Source organism: Variovorax sp. 770b2 (assembly GCF_900115685.1).
Classification (GTDB): domain Bacteria; phylum Pseudomonadota; class Gammaproteobacteria; order Burkholderiales; family Burkholderiaceae_C; genus Variovorax.
Map to the genome: position 1 here is coordinate 556,063 of NZ_FOXJ01000002.1, position 19,054 is coordinate 575,116.

The window sequence follows — 19,054 nt, forward strand, 5'->3', positions numbered from 1 at the left end:
CATTTCTCATGAACAACAATGGCAGCATTTTTCGTCCCGCAATCGTGCTCTTCGCACTGTTGAGCGCGCTCACCGGGCTCATCTATCCGATGGCCGTCACCGGCGCCGCGAAAGCGGTGTTTCCTAAGGAGGCGGCGGGCAGCCTGATCGTGCTCGACGGCACCACCGTCGGCTCGAAACTCATCGGGCAGAACTTCAGCGATCCGAAGCACTTCTGGGGCCGTCCGTCGGCCACCGCGCCGCAGCCCTACAACGCGAGCGCCTCGGGCGGCGCGAACCAGGGCCCGCTCAACCCGGCGCTGACCGATGCGATCAAGGCGCGCGTCGAGGCCCTGCGCGCCGCGGACCCGGGCAACACCGCGCCTGTGCCCGTAGACCTCGTCACGGCTTCGGCCAGCGGGCTCGATCCGGACATCAGCCCCGCCGCTGCGCAGTACCAGGCGGCCCGCGTCGCGCGCGTGCGCGGGGTGCCGGTGGAACAGATCAACGCGCTGATCGAGAAGAACACCCAGGGCGCGCTCTGGGGCCTGCTGGGTGAATCGCGCGTCAACGTTCTCGCATTGAATCTCGCGCTCGATGCGTCAACTGCTTCGACTGCGCGTTGAGGAGAAAACCATGGCCTATGCCGCTTACCGTGAACACTCCGGCACGTTGCGAATGCACGCGCCCCTGACCGCCACGAGCCCGTTCTACGTGCTCGATGTCACCGTCTGCTGCGCCGACGCGCTGCGCGTGCGCCGCAGCATCGCGGGCTGCCCCGATGCGGGCGTCGTGCGCTGCGAGCCGTTGCTGCACGCCCTCTGCTCGCAGGAGAGCGATGCGCCCTGCGTGCGGCTGATGATCCGCCTGCCCATCGCCAGCTACGCCGAGGTGCTGCACCGCCTGATCGAGTGCGTGCCCTCCGGCGAGATCGGCCGGCTCGTGAGCTGGCGCGAGCACCTGGCACGCTGCGGCCTGCGCGATGGTCACTGATCTCTTTCATGCGCTGCTGGCGCTCGCGGCGCTGTTCGTGCCGCTGGGTTTTGCCTGGTGGGTGCTCTCGCGCACCGCGCGACGGCACGAGGCCAGGCGCCGCAAGGGCGGCCCGATGCGATAACCTGCGCAGCCATCCGACCTCCTCCATGCCCGACACCCGCCCCGATCCCGATGCCCTGCTTGCGCAACTGCGCAACGACGAGGCACGTGCGCTGCGCGGCAAGTTGCGCATCTACTTCGGCGCCAGCGCCGGCGTCGGCAAGACCTGGGCAATGCTGAGCGCGGCCCAGCGCGAGCGCACCGCGGGGCGCGACGTGCTCATCGGCGTGGTCGAGACGCACGGCCGCAGCGAAACCGCCGCGCTCCTCGCGGGGCTGGACACCCTGCCGCTGCGCGAGCTGGCCTACCGCGGCCGCACGCTCGCCGAGTTCGACCTGGACGCCGCCCTTGCGCGCAGGCCCGCCGTGCTGCTGGTCGACGAACTGGCCCACACCAACGCGCCGGGTTCGCGCCATGCCAAGCGCTGGCAGGACGTGCAGGAGCTGCTGGCCGCGGGCATCGAGGTCTGGTCGGCGCTCAATGTGCAGCACCTGGAGAGCCTGAACGGCACGGTCGGCGCCATCACCGGCGTGCGCGTGCACGAGACGGTGCCCGACACCGTGCTCGACGAGGCCGACGAGGTGGTGCTGGTCGACGTCACGCCCGATGAACTCACCGCGCGGCTCGCAGCCGGCAAGGTGTACCTGCCGCAGCAGGCCGAGCGCGCCGCGCAGAATTTCTTTCGCAAGGGCAACCTGATCGCGCTGCGCGAGATTGCGCTGCGCCGCACCGCCGAGCATGTGGAAGACGATGTGCGTGGCTGGCGCGTCGAGCAATCGGGCGCGGCCGGCAACGGACATGGCGGCGCGCTGCAGGCCTGGAACACCTCGGGCGCGATCCTCGCGTGTGTGGGGCCGCACGAAGGCGCGGCGCAGACGGTGCGCACCGCGGCGCGGCTCGCAGGCCAGCTGAATGTGCGCTGGCATGCGGCCTACGTCGAGACGCCCCGGCTGCAGCGCCTGGCCGCCGCAGAGCGCGACCGCATCCTCGCGGTGCTCAAGCTGGCCGAAGAGTTGGGCGCGGCCACCGCGGTGCTCACCGGTTCCGACGTGGCCGAGCAACTGTCCGAGCAGGCCCGCCGGCTCAACTGCGCGACGCTGGTGATGGGGCGTTCGGAGCCCGCGAGCGGCTGGCGTCGATGGTGGCCCGCCGCGCCGGTGCCGTTGCCACGGGCACTCGCGCAACGCGCGCCCGCCCTCGACATCCTGGAAGTCGGCCGCGCCGACAGCGCGCGGCGCCTGGCGCGCACGCCGTTCAACACGCCGCGTGCCGACGACGACGATCACGAGAAGGCACCCATCCACTGGCCCGGCTACGCCTGGGCGACGGCCACGAGCGTGGCGCTCACGCTGGTCTGCACGCCACTGGCCGGCGTGCTCGAACTCTCGAACATCGTGATGCTGTTCCTGCTCGGCGTGGTCGGCGTCGCGATGCGCTTCGGGCGCGGGCCTTCGGCGCTGGCGGCCTTGCTCAACGTGGCCGCGTTCGACTACTTCTTCGTGCCGCCGCGCCTGTCGTTCGCGGTGAGCGATGTGCAGTACGTGCTGACCTTCGCGATCATGCTGGGCGTCGGCCTGCTGGTGGGGCAGCTCACTGCGGGGCTGCGTTTTGCGGCCGGCGTATCGACCAGCCGCGAGCGGCGCGCGCGCTCGCTGTTCGAGCTCACGCGCGAACTCTCGGCGGCGCTGGAGAGCACGCAGGTCGTCACGCTCGGCGCTGCCGCGGTGCAAGGCCACTTCGGCGGCCATGCGCTGGTGCTGGTGACCGATGCGGCCGACCAGCTCGTGCTGCCGAAGGAGCCGCCGGAGGGCTTCGATGCGCAGGTGGCTGACTGGGCCTTCCGCCACGGTCAACCCGCGGGCCTGGCGACCGCCACGCTGGCGGCGCAGCCCTGGCACTACGTGCCGCTGCAGGCGCCCATGCGCGTGCGCGGCGTGCTGGCGCTGTCGCCCGCGCAGCCGCGCTGGCTGCTGATTCCCGAACAGGCGCAGCAGCTGGACACGCTGGCCCGGCAGATCGCGATCGCGCTGGAGCGCGTGCACTACGTCGAGGTGGCGCAGCAGGCGGTGGTCGAGATGGAATCGGAGCGCCTGCGCAATGCGCTGCTCGGCGCGATCTCGCACGACGTGCGCACGCCGCTCACTGCGCTCATCGCGCTGGCCGAATCGCTGCAGACGCTGCCGCCCGAAGAACACGCCGACGCGGCGCGCGCGATCGTCGCGCAGGCGCACGAGCTGCATGCGCTGGTCAACAACCTGCTCGACATGGCTCGGCTCGAAAGCGGCATTGCGGGCGGTGCGGTGAACCTGCGGCGCGATTGGCAGTCGGTCGAGGAGGTGGTGGGCTCGTCGATTCGCGCGGCGCGCACGGCGCTCGGCGATGCCGTCGTGCAGACCACGCTCGATGCGGACCTGCCGCTCGTCGAGTTCGATGCGGTGCTGATCGAACGCGTGCTGGTCAACCTGCTGGAGAACGCCACCAAGTACGGCGCCCCGCCCATCGTGGTGGGCGCGCGCGCCGAGCCCGGCGCGCTGGTGCTCACGGTACGCGACCACGGACCCGGCCTGCCCGCTGCGCTGCTGGGCCGCGAGCAGAAGCTGTTCGACAAGTTCACCCGCGGCGAAGCCGAATCAGCCACGCCGGGCGTCGGGCTGGGCCTGGCGATCTGCCGCGCGGTCGTCAGCGCGCACGGTGGCGAAATCACGGCTGCCAATGCGCGCGACGGCGGTGCAGAATTCACCGTCACCCTGCCACGCCGCGAGCCGCCCGAACCGGCCGAAGCCCAACTCTGAAGCCATGCCATCTCCCACCGCCATCGTGATCGAGGACGAGCCGCAGATCCGCCGCTTCGTGCGCGGCGCGCTCGAGGCCGAAGGCTGGCTGGTGCACGAGGCCGGCACGCTGCGCGACGGCCTCGCCGCGGCCGGTACGCGCCAGCCCGATCTGCTGGTGGTCGACCTCGGCTTGCCCGATGGCGACGGGGTCTCGTTGATTCGCGACGTGCGCGGCTGGTCGGCCGTGCCGATCATCGTGCTGTCCGCACGCACCGACGAGGCCGACAAGATCGCCGCGCTCGACGCCGGCGCCGACGACTACCTCACCAAGCCCTTCGGCACCGGCGAGTTGCTCGCACGCGTGCGCGCCAACCTGCGCCGGCCTCGCGCTGCGGGCGGCGGCAACGACGAACCCGCCGAGGCCGTCTTCCGATTCGGCGAGATCGAACTGGACCGCGCCGCACGCATCGTGCGCCGCGCCGGCGCCGAAGTGCACCTGACGCCGACCGAGTACCGGCTGCTCTCCGTGCTGGTCGCGAATGCAGGCCGCGTGCTCACGCAGCGCCAGTTGCTGCGCGAAGTGTGGGGGCCGTCGCACACGGACCAGAGCCACTACCTGCGCATCTACATGGGGCATTTGCGGCAGAAGCTGGAGACCGATCCGGCGCAGCCTCGGCATCTGTTGACCGAAACGGCCGTGGGATATCGGCTGGTGGTCTAGATCCCAGCTGTATTCAGGGCGCGTGCGCAGGCCAACGGGTACTCCCCTCCGCGAATGTCCCCCGGCCTGCGGCCTCCTCCTTTATTTCGCTGCGGGGAGCACCCGATGCCCTGCGCACGCGAGGCGCGGCTGCGGTGCCGGGCGATCAACCACCGCGCTGAAAACGATCGCGCCGATGGGGTGCCTTGCGCAGCGAAATAAAGGAGGAGGCGAAGCCGGGGGACATTCGCGGAGCAAGGTGCCCCGTCGGCGTGATCGCGCCCTGAACGACGACCCTCAAACAAACCCGACGAATCGAAAGGCGAGACCTCTTTTCAGGCCGCAATGCCCTTGTTCGGATTGAGCAGGAACTTCGTGCCCGTCGCCTGCTTGCTGTACACCCCGATCGCATCGAGCTGCAGGGCCTCGAGCAACGACACTTCCCGCGTGTACTTGCTGGCGAACGTCGTCTTCAACTCTGCGACCACACGCGCCCGCAAGCGCTGCGTGCCTTCGGCGCCCAGCTTCTGCAGGAACGGAAACAGCAGCCACCCGCCCATGCCCCACGCCATGCCGAAGTTGCGCACGAACTCGGTCGGGCTGCGGTCCAGGCCCCCGTAGATGTAGACCTGCTTGTGCGTGGTCGAGCCGTAGCGGCTGTATTCCTTGGCGGTGCGGTTCAGCGCCGCTTACATGCAGCCGAGGATCTGGCCCGCGAGCTTGCCGCCACCCGTTGCGTCGAAGGCCAGCGTGGCGCCGGTGTCGACCAATGCCTGCGTCAGGTCTTCGAGAAAGGTCGGCGAGCTTGCGTTGCACACGTACTTCGCGCCGAGGCCGCGCAGCAGCGCCTCCTGCTCGGGCTTGCGCACGATGTTGACGAGGTCGATGCCGTCTTTCTGGCAGATCTTGTTGAGCATCTGCCCCAGGTTCGACGCAGCGGCCGTGTGCACCAGCGCCGTGTGGCCTTCGCGCCGCATCGTCTCGACCATGCCCAGCGAAGTGAGCGGGTTGACGAAGCATGAAGCGCCTTCGGCCGGCGTCGTGCCCGCCGGCAGTTCGAGACACTGCGCGACGGGAAGGGCGCGGTACTGCGAGTACATCGCGCCGCCGATGGCGGCCACCGTCTTGCCCAGCAGCGCCTGCGCAGCCGGCGACGAACCGGCCTTGACCACCACGCCCGCGCCTTCGTTGCCCACCGGCATCGACTGGTCGAGCCGTCCCGCCATCGAAGGCATGGCGCGCTCCGCAATCGCGGCGGTGACGACCGGGCTCTCGGGTGTGCCCGAAATCTTTGCGGTGCTCATGTCCGCCGCGCCGAACAGGAGGCCCAGGTCCGACGGGTTCATCGGCGATGCCTCGATGCGCACCACCACCTCGTTGGCCTGCGGTTCGGGAATCGGGTCGTCGTGCAGCGTGAGTTCGAGGATGCCGTTGGCGCGAACGAGGGAGCGGAGTTGGAGTGCCATGGAAGAAGCCCTTGTGAAGGTCGCTCGAAGATGGCCATCGGCCACGGGGCGGCCAGTATAGGAGCGGGGTGCGAAAGCTGCAGCCGCCTTCAGGACACCACGGGAATCACCGGTGCATGGGCCAGTGCGTGGCGCATCCTGAGGGGATCGAGCCGCTCGATGTAGCGCGGAATGTTGCGCCACAGCGTGTGATAGCCGTAGCCGCCGCGCAGCATCTCGTGGCGCGCGCTGTCCTTGTCCCAGTCCTGCACCGCCATGCGGTAGACGGCGGCCACCACGCCGGTGCGGTCGGCGCCGTGCATGCAATGGATGAGCACGGGGCCGTGCTTTTCGGCCTCGCGGATCGCGACCAGTGCGCGCAGCACCTTCGCATCGTCGATGGACCAGGTGTTGATCGGTACGCGCACCAGCCGGATGCCGCTGCCGGCGAACACTTTCTTGTCGTCGTTGAAGGAGCGCAGGCTGACGATGGTGCGGATGCCCAGCGACTGCAGCGCCGCCACGTTCGCGCGCCGGGGCTGCGCGCTGCGGTACAGCGTGGGCGTGATGCGGTGCAGGTTTTCGACCTGCAGTTCGTCCAGCGGATCGGCCCAGTGGCCGGGACGCAGGTCGTCGGCCTTGGTTGTTTTGGCTGCCGTCATCGCGCGCGCCGACGCCAATGGCGCACCGTGAGGATCAGCGCCGCCACCGCGAGGCCGCCCCAGTAGTCGACCGGCGCGCCCCACAGCCAGTGCTTGTGCCAGAACGCATCGACGGGATTGAAGCGCGCCCAGCCGAAGGCCGGATTGATGATGAACCACAGGAAGTCTTCGCAGACCCAGAACACGATCAGCCCCGCGACCGCCAGCCCCACGTTGCGCCAGGTCCACCGGCCGTTGAACGCCAGCGGCGAGAAGAACACCAGCGCCATGAAGGTGAACACCCACGCGTGATAGCCGGTCATTGCGCGCCCGCCCCAGAACAGGTCCAGCCAGATGCTGTTCTCGATGCGCCAGGTGGGCAGCGACGTGGCCCAGCCCGCGCCGCCTTCGATCTGGATCTCGGCGTTGGCGAAGAAGAAGGCCATCACGACGACCCATGCCAGGTAGCCCAGCGTGCGGCCCACGCCGGTCTTTTCGACCTCGCCGCTCACGCTACGGCACCCAGCACGTGCTGCAACACAGCCCGCGCCGCTTGCGGCTTGCCGAGCGCGCGGCTGCGCGCGGCCATGTTCGCGAGCTTGGCGGGGTCGGCCATCAGGCGCGCCACCTTGTAGTCCAGGCCGATGGCGTCGTAGGCGAGCCAGGCGGCGCCTTCTTCCATCAGGAAGCCGGCGTTGTGTTCTTCCTGTCCGGGAATCGGCGAGATCAGCAGCATCGGCTTGCCCAGCGCCAGGCACTCGGACACGGTGAGGCCACCGGGCTTGGTGACGACGAGGTCGGCCGCGGCCATCATCTTGTGCATCTCGTTGGTGAAGCCCACGGCCACCACGCGGCCCGGATGGCGCGCCGCCAGCGCCTGCAGCCTGGCGTGCGCCTCCACGTTGCGGCCCGCGACCGCGATGACCTGGAAGTTGCCGTCGCCACCCAGGCCGAGCACGCGCTCGACCATGCTCGGCAGGTCGCCCACGCCGGCGCCGCCCGAGGCCATCAGCAGCACGGGCCGCGACGGATCGAGCCCGAGTTCGGCGGCGCAGGTGTTGCGCGCGAGCGCGGGCACATCGGGTTCGGAGAACGCCGGCATCACAGGGATGCCCGTCACGTGGATGCGGTCCGCGGGAATGCCGCGTGCGCGCAGGCGAAAGGCCACTTCCTCCGTGGCGGCGAGATAGCCCGCCATGCCGGGAATCAGCCACATGTTGTGCAGGTCGTAGTCGGTGATCTGCAGCCACACCGGGTAGTCGATGCGCCCGCGGTTGCGCTCGCGCATCAGGAGCTCGGCCGGCAGGAAGTGCGTGCAGATCACCGCATCGGGCTTCTCGCGGCGGATCTCGCGCACCAGCGCGCCGGTGCTCAGCCGTTCGATGCCGCGGCGCAGGCGCTGCGAAGGCGCGTGGTGCGGCGTGGTGTCGGTGCGCTGGTGCAGGTACGACCACAGCTCGGGCGCGCGGTTCACGAGCTGGATGTACCAGTCGGTGTAGACCTTGCGAAAGCCGCCGGCCACATGGGCCATGGCGTCGGTGTGGACCGCCGTGCAGGGCGGGGCGAGGGACTGGGCGGTGGCGGCGAGCGCCTGTGCTGCACGCACGTGGCCGTTGCCGGCGCTCACGCTGAGGATCAGGAGTTTGGTCATGGATTCGGCTGTCTGGGCGGATTATGGACATGCCGTGTGGCAGCCCCGGCGCGAGCGCGCCAGAGCAGTCGTTGATGGTCCGTTCGCTCGGAGCGTGCCCCAGTGCGCACGCGCCCGGGGACCTTGGCTAAAAATGCACCCCTCGCATGAATTCCAACCAAGGACTCCCGCATGTCTTCTGAAGCACAGAAAAAAGTAGCCATCGTCACCGCCGGTGGCAGCGGCATGGGCGCCGCGGCGGCGCGCAAGCTCGCGGAAGACGGCTTTCGCGTCGCCATCCTCTCGTCATCAGGCAAGGGCGAGGCGCTGGCCCAGGAGCTCGGCGGCATCGGCGTGACCGGCTCCAACCAGTCGAACGACGACATCAAGCGCCTGGTCGACAAGGTCACGGGCGAATGGGGCCGCGTCGACGTGCTGGTCAACAGCGCAGGGCACGGCCCCCGCGCGCCGATCCTGGAGATCACCGACGAAGACTGGCACCGCGGCATGGACGTCTACCTGCTGAGCGCCGTGCGCCCCAGCCGCCTCGTGGCGCCGCTGATGGTCAAGCAGGGCGGCGGCACGATCATCAACATCTCCACCTTCGCCGCGTTCGAGCCCGACCCCGTGTTTCCGACTTCGGGCGTGTTTCGCGCCGGCCTCGCGGCGTTCACCAAGCTCTTCGCCGACAAGTACGCGGCCGACAACGTGCGCATGAACAACGTGCTGCCCGGCTTCATCGACAGCCTGCCCGAGAAGGCCGAGTTCCGCGGCCGCATCCCGATGGGCCGCTACGGCAAGATGAGCGAGATCGCCGCCGTGATCGGCTTCCTCGCCTCCGAAGGCGGGGGCTACATCACCGGGCAGAACCTGCGCGTGGACGGCGGCATCACGCGTTCGGTGTGAAGGCAGGCGCCGGAGAGGGCGGGGAGCGCTCTCTACAATCGCGCCCCATGTGTCCGAGGATGCCCCGCTTTCCCATCCGCCGCCGGCAGTCCGGCTGCTCGCGGCCGACGCCTCCTTGACGATCGCGCAGTGACGCGCCGCGGCGCCGCCCACAGCGACACGCAAGGCCGCAGCGCCGGCCTCTCTTCCTTCTGCCCTGTCCCGCATCGCCCTGCCGGCGCATGCGGGCCGCTTTCCTTTTTCCATGTCCTCCTCCCACAGCCGCCTGCGCACCGAGTGGTGCCCGAGCATTCCGCGCGAACTGATGGCCGGCGCCGTCGCCACCTTCGCGCTCATCCCTGAAGTCATCGCCTTTTCTTTCGTCGCGGGCGTCGATCCGGCCGTCGGGCTGTTCGCGTCGTTCGTGATCAGCATCGTCATCGCCTTCGCCGGCGGGCGGCCGGCCATGGTGTCGGCGGCCGCGGGTTCGGTCGCGCTCGTGGCCGCGCCGCTGGTGCATGCGCACGGGCTGCAGTACCTGCTGGCGGCCGGCGTGCTCGCGGGCGCGATGCAGGTCGTGTTCGGCCTGCTGCGGCTGGGCGTGCTGATGCGCTTCGTCTCCACCTCGGTGCGCACGGGCTTCGTCAATGCGCTCGCCATCCTGATCTTCGCGGCGCAGATGCCGCACTTCATCGGCGCCAACACCGCCACCTGGGCGATGGTGGGGCTGGGCCTGGCCGTCATCTACCTGCTGCCGCGCATCACGCGCGCGGTGCCGTCGCCGCTGGTGTGCATCGTGGTGGTGACGCTGGTCGGCCATTGGCTCGACCTGCCGCTCAAGACCGTGGCGGACCTGGGGCACCTGCCCGATGCGCTGCCCGCGTTCGCCTTCCCCTCGGTGCCGTTCACGCTCGACACGCTGCGCATCATCGCGCTGCCCGCGTTCGCCATCGCGATGGTCGGCCTCCTCGAATCGATGATGACCGCCAGCGTGGTGGACGAACTCACCGACACGCCGAGTTCGAAGAACCGCGAGTGCAGCGGCCTGGGCGTGGCGAACGTCGCGGCCAGCTTCTTCGGCGGCATCGCGGGCTGCGGAATGATCGGCCAGACGGTGAGCAACGTGCGCTACGGCGGGCGCGGGCGGCTGTCGACGCTGTTCGCGGGCGCCTTCCTGCTCGTGCTCATGGTGCTGCTCAAGCCCTGGGTGTCGCAGGTGCCGGTGGCCGCGCTGGTCGCGATCATGGTGATGGTGTCGGCATCGACCTTCGACTGGGGGTCGCTGCGCACGCTGGTGCGCCACCCGCGCATGTCCAGCGCGGTGATGCTCGCGACGGTGGCCGTGACTGTCGCCACCGACAACCTGGCCTCGGGCGTGGCCGTCGGCGTGCTGCTGAGCGGCGTGTTCTTCACCTTCAAGGTGGCGCGGCTGCTGCACGTGCATGCCGAGGTGGGCGAAGGCGGCCTGCGCACCTACCGCATCGCGGGCCAGGTGTTCTTCGCCTCGGCCGACATGCTGGTGGATGCCTTCGACGTGCGCGAGATCGACGGCGCGCCTGTGCACATCGACGTGGCGCAGGCGCATTTCTGGGACGTCACCGCCGTGGCCGCGCTGACCAAGGTGGTCGAGCGGCTGCGCAAGCACGGCAGCGCGGTGGAGGTGACCGGGCTCAACCAAGCCAGCCGCGACCTGATCCTGCAGCTCGACGCCGCGCCCGAGTGAGCAGCAGGCGCTAGGCCGCTATCGCAAGGCCAAGCCCGGTGGCGCGCGCCTGCGTCCGGAAACGCCCCGGGCTCTCGCCGGTCTCGCGCTTGAAGGCCGCGCTGAACGCCGTCTCCGACTGGTAGCCGACCCGCTCGGCGATGCGCGCGATGCCTTCCTCGCCGTGCCGCAGCGCATTGCGCGCCACCGTCATGCGCCAGCCGCCGAGGTAGTCGAGCGGCGTCGAACCCGTCAATGCCTTGAAGCGCACGGCGAAGGCGGTGCGCGACATGCCGGCCGACTGCGCAAGGCGCTCGACGGTCCACGGCTGCGCGATGTCGGCATGCATCTGCGACAGCGCCGCGCCGATGCGCGCGTCGGCCATCGCGCCCAGCCAGCCTTCGGGCTGCGGTGCATTCGCCAGATGCACGCGCAGCGCCTGCACCAGCACGAGCGCCGCGAGGTTGGTGCGCGCAATCGATGAGCCCGGCCGCATCTCGGCCGTCTCCCAACCCAGCAGGTCGAGCAGGCCCACGAGCGGCCGCGCACCGGGATCGCTCGCGCGCAGGTGGATGAGCGGCGGCAGGTGGCGCAGCAGCAGTTCGCCAGCCTCGCCGGCGAGCGCGAAACGGCCGCTGGCCAATGCAACCCGCGTGCCGTCCTCGGCGCCCTGGCCGTCGTAGCGCACCACGCCATCCGGCCCGCGGTGGTCGCGGTTGAGCTGCGTGCCGTCCCGCAGCGGACCCGGTGGATCGCTCGAAGCCGAGAAGGGCAGGCCGTTGGTCAGCAGGAAGAAGTCGCCCGCCTCCAGCACGACCGGCGCGGCCGCGCCGTCGACATCGAGCCGGAAGCGGCCCTCCAGCACGCAGCCCAGCTTGATGTGCGAGGCGTACTGCGAATAGCGCAAGGCCCACCGGCCGCGCGCCTCGAAGCGCGACGAGAGCGTGCTGCTCACCGTGAGCATCGAGAGCACATCGGACAAGGGGTCCATGGTTTGTACGAATGAATAGGAAAAGAGGCCTGATGATTATTCAATCATTCAGCCTTCGGCGCGACCATCGGTGCATGTCCTCCTCGAACGCTCAAGTTTCCCGCTACGCCATCGTGCTGGGCCTGCTCACCACGATCGGCCCCTTCGCCATCGACATGTACCTGCCCGCGCTGCCCGCCATCGGGCACGCGCTGGGCGCCGACCCGCATGCGATGCAGGCGAGCCTCATGGCTTTCTTCATCGCGGTCGGCGCGGGCCAACTGGTGGCGGGCCCGCTGTCGGACATGTTCGGGCGCCGCCGGCCGATGGTCGCGGGCCTCGTGCTGTTCATGCTCGCCAGCATCGGCTGCGCGCTCGCGCCCAGCGTCGGCGTGCTGGTCGCGCTGCGCTTCCTGCAGGGGCTGGGCGCCTGCGCCTGCATGGTCACGCCGCGCGCCGTGGTGCGCGACCTGTACAGCGGCCCGGAGGCGGCACGGATGATGTCGCTGCTGCTCATGGTCTACAGCGTCTCGCCGATCCTCGCGCCGCTGGTCGGCAGCCTCGTGGCCGATGCCGCGGGCTGGCGCGCGGTGTTCGGCGTGGTGGCCGCGCTGGGGCTCGCGGGCCTGGCGATGCTGATGGCCTTCCTGCCCGAGACGCGGCCCGCGGCGGCGCGCCTGTCCAGCAACTTCCGAAGCGCCATGGCCGGCTACGGCGTGCTGCTGCGCGACCGCCACTTCATGGCGCTGGCCTTCATGGCGTCGTTCACCGTGTCGGGCTTCTTCGTCTACGTGGCGAATTCGCCGTTCGTGATGAGCACGCACTTCGGCGTGTCCCCGCGCCTGTATGCCGTGCTGTTCGCGCTCAATGCGGTGTCGCTGCTCGCGCTGTCGCAGATCAACGGCTGGCTCGTGGCGCGCTACGGCATACGGCGCGTGCTGCGCACGGCGGTCATGGCGCAGGCCGCCACCGTCGGCCTGCTGCTGGTGCTGACGCTCGCGGGCGTCGACCGGCTCCCGGTGCTGGTGCTGCTGCTGATGATCGGCTTCGGCCTCAACGGTCTCGTCGTACCCGCGACCTTCGTGCTCGCGATGGAAGGGCACGCGTCGCTCGCGGGCACCGCGTCGGCGCTGATCGGCACGATGAACTTCGCGGGCGGCGCGGTGATGGTGGCGCTGGTCGCGCCGTTCGCCGACGGCAGGCCGCTGCCCATGGTCGCGGGCATCGCCTGCTGCGCGGCGGTCGTGCTCGTGCTGGCCTTGCGCACGCTTCGGCCGGCGCATCGCATGCTCGGTGTAGTACCCGGGTCCTAGGTGATTCTCCCCGTGGGCCGAGAGGGCCTTGGGCCTAGCCTTTCGGGTTCCCGTCGGATGTCCGATGGACCGGAAAGGCTCTCATGGAAATTCCCGCCTCGGTGTTGAGGAGCATGGATCGCACCATCCAGTCCTACGAAGAGTCCGCCCGCGAATACAACGCGATCGTGGCCGGCCACCGCCCGCCCGAGATCGTGGACGCGCTGCGCCGGATGATGCAGTTCGTGCCCGCCGGCGGCACCGTGCTGGAGATCGGTTCCGGATCGGGGCAGGACGCCGACTTCATCGAGTCCCTGGGCGGAGTCGTCAGGCGCACTGATGCGGCGCAGGCGTTTCTCGACCTGCAGGCCGAGCGCGGCAAGAAGGGCGAGCTGCTCAACGTCGTCACGGATGCATTGGGCGGGCCCTGCAGCGCGATCCTCGCGATGGCCGTGCTGATCCATGTCGATCGTGCGCAGGTCGCGCCAGTCCTCTGCAAGGTGTTCGATGCGCTCGAACCCGGTGGGGCCTTCCTCGCGGGCATGCGCATCGGCGAGGGCGAGACGAACGGCGACTACCAGACCGTGTACTGGGAGAAAGACCGGTTCGTCGATGCGCTCGAAGCGGCGGGCCTGCGAGTGCAATGGGACACGCAGTGGATCGGCCGCAAGGACGTGGCGTGGGCCGGCTTTCTCGCGTGCCGTCCACGCGAGTGAAAGCGGGCCTGAACCTACACGCCCAGGTAGCGCGTCCAGAGCGAACGGTCGGCGTCCAGCGCGGTGGAGTCGCCCTGCCACACTACGCGCCCGCGTTCGAGGATCACATGCCGGTCGGCCAGCGGCAGCAGGCGCTGCACGTACTTGTCGACCACCAGGATCGCCTCGCCTTCTGACTTGAGCGTGGCGATGCAATGCCAGATCTCCTCGCGGATCACCGGCGCGAGGCCTTCGGTGGCTTCGTCGAGGATCAGGAGGCGCGGGTGCGTGGAAAGCGCGCGCGCGATCGCCAGCATCTGCTGCTCGCCGCCCGAGAGCTGGTTGCCCGCGTTGGCCTTGCGTTCCGCCAGGCGCGGAAAGAGGCCGTACAGCGCCTCGACCGTCCAGCGCGGCGCGCTGCCGGGGCGCGGCCGCGCGAAGGCGCGCAGGTGCTCGTCCACGCTGAGGTTCGGGAACACGTGACGGCCTTCGGGCACGATGGCCACGCCGCGCCGCGCGATCGCATCGGGCCGCATCGACTTGTTCGGGCCGCCGATGGCATCGCCGCCGAAATGCACGTCGCCGCGCATCGGCGAGAGCGTGCCGGTCAGCACTTTCAACAGCGTGCTCTTGCCCATGCCGTTGCGGCCCAGCAGCGCGAGCACCTCGCCCGCACCGATCTTCAGATCGATGCCGAACAGCACCTGGCTCGCGCCGTAGCCGGCCTCGATGGACTTCGCCTCGAGCAAGGCCTTCGTTGTCGTTGTCGTTGCCGTTGCTGCTGCGCTCATGCGTGTCCCTCTGCTTCCGTACCGAGGTACACCGCCTGCACGTCGGGGTGCCCGCGCACCTCGTCGGCCGTGCCGCTCATCAGCACGCGGCCCTGCACCAGCACCGTGAGCCGGTTGGCCAGGCGGAACACCGCGTCCATGTCGTGTTCGATCAGGAGAATGGCCATCGATTCGCGCAGCGATTCGATCAGCGCCACCATGCGCGCCGATTCATCAGGGCCCATGCCCGCCATCGGCTCGTCGAGCAGCAGCAGCTTGGGTTCGGCCGCGAGCGCCAACGCCACGTCGAGCGCGCGCTGCGCGCCGTGAGGCAGCGTGCCGGCGATGCGGTGGCGCTCGCTGCCCAGGCCCACGCGATCGGCCAGCGCGATGGCGCGCTGCACCAGGTCGCGCTCGGTCGCGCGCGGCGCCATGAAGCGCAGGCTGCTGCCCGCATGGGCCTGCGCCGCGAGCATCAGGTTGTCGTGCACGGTTTCCTTGGCGAACACGCGCGTCACCTGGAAGCAGCGCGACATGCCCGCCGCCACGCGCTGGTGGTCGCGCAGCTTGGTGATGTCGATCTCGTCGAGCAGGATGCGGCCCGCGTCGGCCTTCAGGAGGCCCGTGATCAGGTTCACCAGCGTGGTCTTGCCCGCGCCGTTGGGGCCGATGAGCGCATGCACCTCGCCGCGTTCCACGGTAAGGCTCACATGGTCGGTCGCCAAGAGGCCGCCGAAGCGCTTGACCAACCCTTCGATTCTGAAAAGGCTCATGGTGTTGCCTTGTTGAGCGGCGCCGCCTGGCGGCGGCGCGCGAGTGCTGCCAGTCCCTTGGGTGCCCACAACGCGACGGCGATCAGGAGCAGGCCCAGCGGCATGTGCCAGTGCTCGGTGTGCTGCTTCAGGAACTCCTCCAGCAGCAGCCAGACGATGGCACCGACGGGCCCGCCCCAGCTGCGGCCGAGGCCGCCGATCACCACCATCACCAGCAGCGTGGCCGACTGCGTCCAGTGCATCGTCGCGGGACTGACGAAACCGTTGCCGCCTGCAAGAAGCGCACCCGCCAGCCCGGCGATGGCGCCGGCGATCGCGAAGGCCACCAGTTGCAGCCGGAACACCGGATAACCCAGCGCGCGCATGCGCGTCTCGTTGTCGCGGATGCCCATGAGCGCATGGCCGAAGCGCGATTGCGTTGCGCGGTGCAGCCACCAGAGCGCGAGCGCCACGATGACCAGCACCACCCAGTAGAAGTTCGATTCGTTGCCCAGATCGAGCCCGGGCAAGAGCGTCGGCCGGCTCATGAGCGTGTAGCCGTCGTCGCCGCCATAGCGGCGCAGCGACACCACCACGAAGTACAGCATCTGCGCGAAGGCCAGCGTGGTCATGATGAAGTAGACGCCCCGCGTGCGCAGCGCCACCGTGCCGATCAACGCAGCGACGAGGCCGGCCACGAGCGCGGCCAGCGGCCACATGATCCACGCGGACATCACGCCCGCGTCGCTGAGCGCCACCACCGTGTACGCGCCCATGCCGATGAAGCCCGCATGCCCGAGCGCCACCATGCCGCCGAAGCCGAGGATGAAATTGAGGCTCGCCGCGGCCAGCGCCACGATGAGCACGCGCCGCACGAAGCCGATGTAGAACTCGAGACCGAAGAGCGGCGCGACCAGCGGAAACGCCGCGAGCAGCACGAAGACCAGCCCGAGGCCGATGTAGCGTGGGGATGAGGAAGGGGTCTTCATGCGCGCGCCGAAAAGAGCCCCGAGGGCCGGAAGATCAGAACAATCACCATCAGCGCGTACATCGCGACTTCGGCGAAGAGCGGCCCCAGGTCGGCCGCAGTGGCGGGCGGCAGCGTCGCGCGCAGCAGCATCGGCACGAACGCCCGCCCGATGGTGTCGACCACGCCCACCAGCAGTGCGGCCACGAACGCGCCGCGCACCGAACCGATGCCGCCGATCACCAGCACCACGAGCGCCGGAATCAGGATGGCTTCGCCCATGCCGACCTGCACCGCGACGATCGGGCCCATCAGCGCGCCCGCCAATGCCGCGAGCGCCGCACCGAGCAGGAACACGCCGTTGAAGATGCGGCCCACGCGCACGCCCATGAGCTCGGCCATCGGCCGGTCGGACGCGCCCGCGCGCACCCGCATGCCGATGCGCGTGTGGTTCACCAGGAGGTAGAGCGCCAGCGCCACCAGCAGGCCGCCGACAAGGATCACGAGGCGGTAGGCGGGGTAGGGGAGGCCCTCCATCAGGTTGACCGGACCCGAGAGCGCGGCGGGCGTCGGCGCCATCACCGGCGAGGGGCCCCAGGCCATCGTCACGATGTCGTCGGCCACCAGGATCACGCCGAAGGTGGCGAGCACCTGCGCAAGATGGTCGCGTGTGTAGAGGCGGCGCATCAGCAGCACTTCGAGCAGCAGCGCCACCACCACGGTGACCGCCACCGCGATGACGATGGCTGCGGTGAACGAGCCGGTGCGCGTGTGCGCCTCGGCCGCCACGTAGGCACCCGCCATGAACAGCGAACCGTGCGCGAGGTTCAGCACGTCCATGATGCCGAACACCAGCGTGAGGCCCGCAGCCAGCAGGAACAGCATCAGGCCGTAGCCCAGGCCGTTGAGCAGCTGCTCGAGAACGAGAATGAAGGTCATTGGGGGGAGAGAGGAATGCGGGCAGCCGTGCGCAGAGGGTGCGAAGGTTCCGCAAAGGACGCGAAAGAAAACCTTGAAGGTTTTCTTTGTCTCTTCTGCGTTCTTTGCGAAATCTTTGCGCTCTTCGCGTACGGAAATCCGGATGAAGCCAGAGCGCTTATTTCAGTGGGCACTTGTCGGCGTAGCTGTCGCCGTAGTTCGTGAGCACCGTGTTGATCAGCTTGTTCGTGACCTTGCCCTGCGCATCCTTGCCGATCACGCGCAGGTAGAAGTTCTCGATCGGGTAGTGGTTGTTCGCGTACTTGAAGGCACCGCGCGTCGAGGCGTAGTTGGCCTTCTTCAGCGCGGCCACCACGGCGTCGCGGTTCTGCGCGTTGCCGCCCGACTGCTTCACGGCTGCGTCCATCGCGAGGATCGCGTCGTACGCCTGCGCCGCGTACACCGACGGGTAGCGCCCGTTGTATTCCTTGCGGAACGCGGCCACGAACGCCTTGTTGGCCGGGTTGTCCAGGTCGTGCGCCCAGTGCGAGGTGTTGAAGAGGCCGAGCATCGGCTCGCCCACGGCGCCGATCACGTCCTCGTCGGCCGAGAAGCCGCTGGTGACCAGCGTGATGTCCTTGGACAGGCCCGCGCCCACGAACTGCTTGATGAAGTTGATGCCCATCGCGCCGGGCAGGAAGAAGTAGATCGAGTCGGGCTTGGCCGCGCGCAGCTGCGCGAGTTCGGCGGCGTAGTCGATCTGGCCGAGCTTGGTGTACAGCTCGTCGGCCACCTGGCCCTTGAACTGGCGCTTGAAGCCGCCCAGCGCATCCTTGCCGGCGGGATAGTTGGGGGCGATGAGCACGGTCTTCTTGAAGCCGCGGTCCTGCGCGAACTTGCCGGCGGCCTCGTGGAACTGGTCGTTCTGGTAGGCGGTGCCGAAGAAGTACGCATTGCACTGCGCGCCCGCGAACTGGCTCGGGCCGGCGTTGGCCGAGAGGTACGGCACCTTGGCGTTGAAGAGCGTGGGGCCCACGGCCAGCGCCACGTTGGAGCCGATGGGGCCGCTGAAGATGTCGATCTTGTCGCGCTGGATCATGCGGTCGACCAGCTGCTTGGCCTGGTCGGGGCTGCCGGCCATGTCGGCCTGCACGAACTCCACGTCCTGCCCGCCGAGCTTGCCGCCCAGTTGCTTGATGCCGAGCGCGAAGCCGTCGCGCGCCTCGGCGCCCAATGCCGCGAAAGGCCCCGAAATGTCGAGGGCCAAACCCACCTTCACGGGGGCGGCCATGGCCGGCGCCGCAGCACCAAGGGCTGCGCCGCACAGCAGCAGCGAGACGAGGGTGCGCGGCAGCGCGGGCGACTTCGGGGACAGGTGGCTCATGGATTCTCCGAGGGAGGAAGGATGAAACGACGCTCCGGCACTGCGCCATGCAGCACCGGCGACATCGAACCGTTGATAGCTAAATACTTTAACCATAAACGATTCAGTGTCAACGGTGCTAGCACGAATGGTGCCAGTGGATCGTGTCACTTCCTGGTGCGCGGACCCCGTTTTCCAGGGGCCGCGGCACTCGGTCAGCCGAAGGGATTGGCCGTTGCGAACCAGAGGCCGATGCCCGTGGCGATGATGAACGCGCCGTCGGTCACGCCCGCGATGAGGAAGAACTTGGTCTGCAGCACGTCCACCATTTCGGGCTGGCGCGCGGTGCTCTCCAGGAACTTCTGGCCGACCAGTCCGATGCCCAGGCACGAGCCGAGTGCGGCGATGCCGATCAGCAGGGCGACTGCGAGGGGAAGGATGTTGAAGCCGGTCATGGTGTTTCTCCTGGTTGGTTG

19 protein-coding genes and 1 pseudogene are annotated in these 19,054 nt (G+C 69.1%); 9 read left to right on the forward strand and 11 right to left on the reverse strand.

The window, feature by feature from the left end; genetic code table 11:
- Nucleotides 1-8: 8 nt before the first annotated feature.
- Genes kdpC through kdpE form a run of 5 tightly spaced genes read left to right on the forward strand, consistent with a single transcriptional unit; the run spans nucleotide 9 to nucleotide 4,569 of the window.
- On the forward strand, nucleotides 9-605 hold the full coding sequence (gene kdpC, locus BM133_RS18190) for a potassium-transporting ATPase subunit KdpC (protein WP_093436512.1): 597 nt from the start codon (nucleotides 9-11) through the stop codon (nucleotides 603-605).
- 10 nt (nucleotides 606-615) lie between these two features.
- The gene (locus BM133_RS18195; RefSeq protein ID WP_093436515.1) at nucleotides 616-972 is read left to right on the forward strand and encodes a hypothetical protein; all 357 of its coding nucleotides are present in this window, start codon (nucleotides 616-618) and stop codon (nucleotides 970-972) included.
- A complete protein-coding gene (locus BM133_RS35530) occupies nucleotides 962-1,096 on the forward strand; it encodes a hypothetical protein (RefSeq protein WP_256219249.1) in 135 nt (44 codons plus the stop codon). The genes BM133_RS18195 and BM133_RS35530 overlap by 11 nt, the downstream gene beginning before the upstream one ends.
- 25 nt (nucleotides 1,097-1,121) lie before the next feature.
- Nucleotides 1,122-3,866, forward strand: a complete 2,745-nt coding sequence (locus BM133_RS18200; protein ID WP_093436518.1) for a DUF4118 domain-containing protein — start codon at nucleotides 1,122-1,124, stop codon at nucleotides 3,864-3,866.
- A gap of 4 nt (nucleotides 3,867-3,870) precedes the next feature.
- On the forward strand, nucleotides 3,871-4,569 hold the full coding sequence (gene kdpE, locus BM133_RS18205; RefSeq protein WP_093436521.1) for a two-component system response regulator KdpE: 699 nt from the start codon (nucleotides 3,871-3,873) through the stop codon (nucleotides 4,567-4,569).
- A gap of 314 nt (nucleotides 4,570-4,883) precedes the next feature.
- Here the strand turns inward: kdpE and BM133_RS18210 are convergent.
- From BM133_RS18210 to BM133_RS18225, 4 genes and pseudogenes are all read right to left on the reverse strand, one after another.
- Nucleotides 4,884-6,014 (reverse strand): annotated as a pseudogene (locus tag BM133_RS18210) (zinc-binding dehydrogenase).
- 89 nt (nucleotides 6,015-6,103) lie between these two features.
- Nucleotides 6,104-6,655 (reverse strand): dual specificity protein phosphatase family protein, encoded by a 552-nt coding sequence (locus tag BM133_RS18215; protein ID WP_093437108.1) that lies wholly within the window; start codon nucleotides 6,653-6,655, stop codon nucleotides 6,104-6,106.
- The gene (locus BM133_RS18220; RefSeq protein ID WP_093436524.1) at nucleotides 6,652-7,146 is read right to left on the reverse strand and encodes a hypothetical protein; all 495 of its coding nucleotides are present in this window, start codon (nucleotides 7,144-7,146) and stop codon (nucleotides 6,652-6,654) included. The genes BM133_RS18215 and BM133_RS18220 overlap by 4 nt, the downstream gene beginning before the upstream one ends.
- Nucleotides 7,143-8,285, reverse strand: coding sequence for an MGDG synthase family glycosyltransferase (locus tag BM133_RS18225; protein ID WP_093436527.1), 1,143 nt, complete (start codon nucleotides 8,283-8,285; stop codon nucleotides 7,143-7,145). Before BM133_RS18225 ends, BM133_RS18220 begins: the two co-directional genes overlap by 4 nt.
- 171 nt (nucleotides 8,286-8,456) lie before the next feature.
- Here BM133_RS18225 and BM133_RS18230 point away from each other — a divergent pair, with 171 nt between their 5' ends.
- Together BM133_RS18230 and BM133_RS18235 are read left to right on the forward strand one after the other, a co-directional pair.
- Complete coding sequence (locus tag BM133_RS18230; RefSeq protein WP_093436530.1) at nucleotides 8,457-9,170, forward strand: SDR family oxidoreductase; 714 nt, start codon at nucleotides 8,457-8,459, stop codon at nucleotides 9,168-9,170.
- A 244-nt stretch (nucleotides 9,171-9,414) separates the two neighbouring features.
- Nucleotides 9,415-10,872 (forward strand): SulP family inorganic anion transporter, encoded by a 1,458-nt coding sequence (locus BM133_RS18235; protein ID WP_093436531.1) that lies wholly within the window; start codon nucleotides 9,415-9,417, stop codon nucleotides 10,870-10,872.
- 10 nt (nucleotides 10,873-10,882) lie between these two features.
- Here BM133_RS18235 and BM133_RS18240 read toward each other — a convergent pair whose 3' ends face one another.
- Nucleotides 10,883-11,842 carry an AraC family transcriptional regulator gene (locus BM133_RS18240; RefSeq protein ID WP_093436534.1) on the reverse strand — a complete coding sequence of 320 codons (960 nt, stop codon included), beginning with the start codon at nucleotides 11,840-11,842 and terminating at the stop codon, nucleotides 10,883-10,885.
- A 74-nt stretch (nucleotides 11,843-11,916) separates the two neighbouring features.
- Here BM133_RS18240 and BM133_RS18245 point away from each other — a divergent pair, with 74 nt between their 5' ends.
- Nucleotides 11,917-13,134 (forward strand): multidrug effflux MFS transporter, encoded by a 1,218-nt coding sequence (locus tag BM133_RS18245; protein WP_093436537.1) that lies wholly within the window; start codon nucleotides 11,917-11,919, stop codon nucleotides 13,132-13,134.
- 83 nt (nucleotides 13,135-13,217) lie between these two features.
- Nucleotides 13,218-13,829 (forward strand): methyltransferase domain-containing protein, encoded by a 612-nt coding sequence (locus tag BM133_RS18250; RefSeq protein ID WP_093436540.1) that lies wholly within the window; start codon nucleotides 13,218-13,220, stop codon nucleotides 13,827-13,829.
- Between the two features lie 14 nt (nucleotides 13,830-13,843).
- Here BM133_RS18250 and BM133_RS18255 read toward each other — a convergent pair whose 3' ends face one another.
- From BM133_RS18255 to atpE, 6 genes are all read right to left on the reverse strand, one after another.
- Nucleotides 13,844-14,599, reverse strand: a complete 756-nt coding sequence (locus tag BM133_RS18255; RefSeq protein ID WP_093436543.1) for an ABC transporter ATP-binding protein — start codon at nucleotides 14,597-14,599, stop codon at nucleotides 13,844-13,846.
- The gene (locus BM133_RS18260) at nucleotides 14,596-15,351 is read right to left on the reverse strand and encodes an ABC transporter ATP-binding protein (RefSeq protein ID WP_093436545.1); all 756 of its coding nucleotides are present in this window, start codon (nucleotides 15,349-15,351) and stop codon (nucleotides 14,596-14,598) included. Before BM133_RS18260 ends, BM133_RS18255 begins: the two co-directional genes overlap by 4 nt.
- Nucleotides 15,348-16,319 (reverse strand): branched-chain amino acid ABC transporter permease, encoded by a 972-nt coding sequence (locus BM133_RS18265; protein ID WP_093436548.1) that lies wholly within the window; start codon nucleotides 16,317-16,319, stop codon nucleotides 15,348-15,350. Before BM133_RS18265 ends, BM133_RS18260 begins: the two co-directional genes overlap by 4 nt.
- Nucleotides 16,316-17,236, reverse strand: coding sequence for a branched-chain amino acid ABC transporter permease (locus BM133_RS18270; RefSeq protein ID WP_093436551.1), 921 nt, complete (start codon nucleotides 17,234-17,236; stop codon nucleotides 16,316-16,318). The genes BM133_RS18265 and BM133_RS18270 overlap by 4 nt, the downstream gene beginning before the upstream one ends.
- Before the next feature lie 157 nt (nucleotides 17,237-17,393).
- Nucleotides 17,394-18,599 carry an ABC transporter substrate-binding protein gene (locus BM133_RS18275; RefSeq protein ID WP_093436554.1) on the reverse strand — a complete coding sequence of 402 codons (1,206 nt, stop codon included), beginning with the start codon at nucleotides 18,597-18,599 and terminating at the stop codon, nucleotides 17,394-17,396.
- 194 nt (nucleotides 18,600-18,793) lie between these two features.
- Entirely contained in the window at nucleotides 18,794-19,033 is a 240-nt protein-coding gene (gene atpE / locus BM133_RS18280; protein ID WP_013538854.1) for a F0F1 ATP synthase subunit C, read from the reverse strand.
- Between the last annotated feature and the right edge of the window lie 21 nt (nucleotides 19,034-19,054).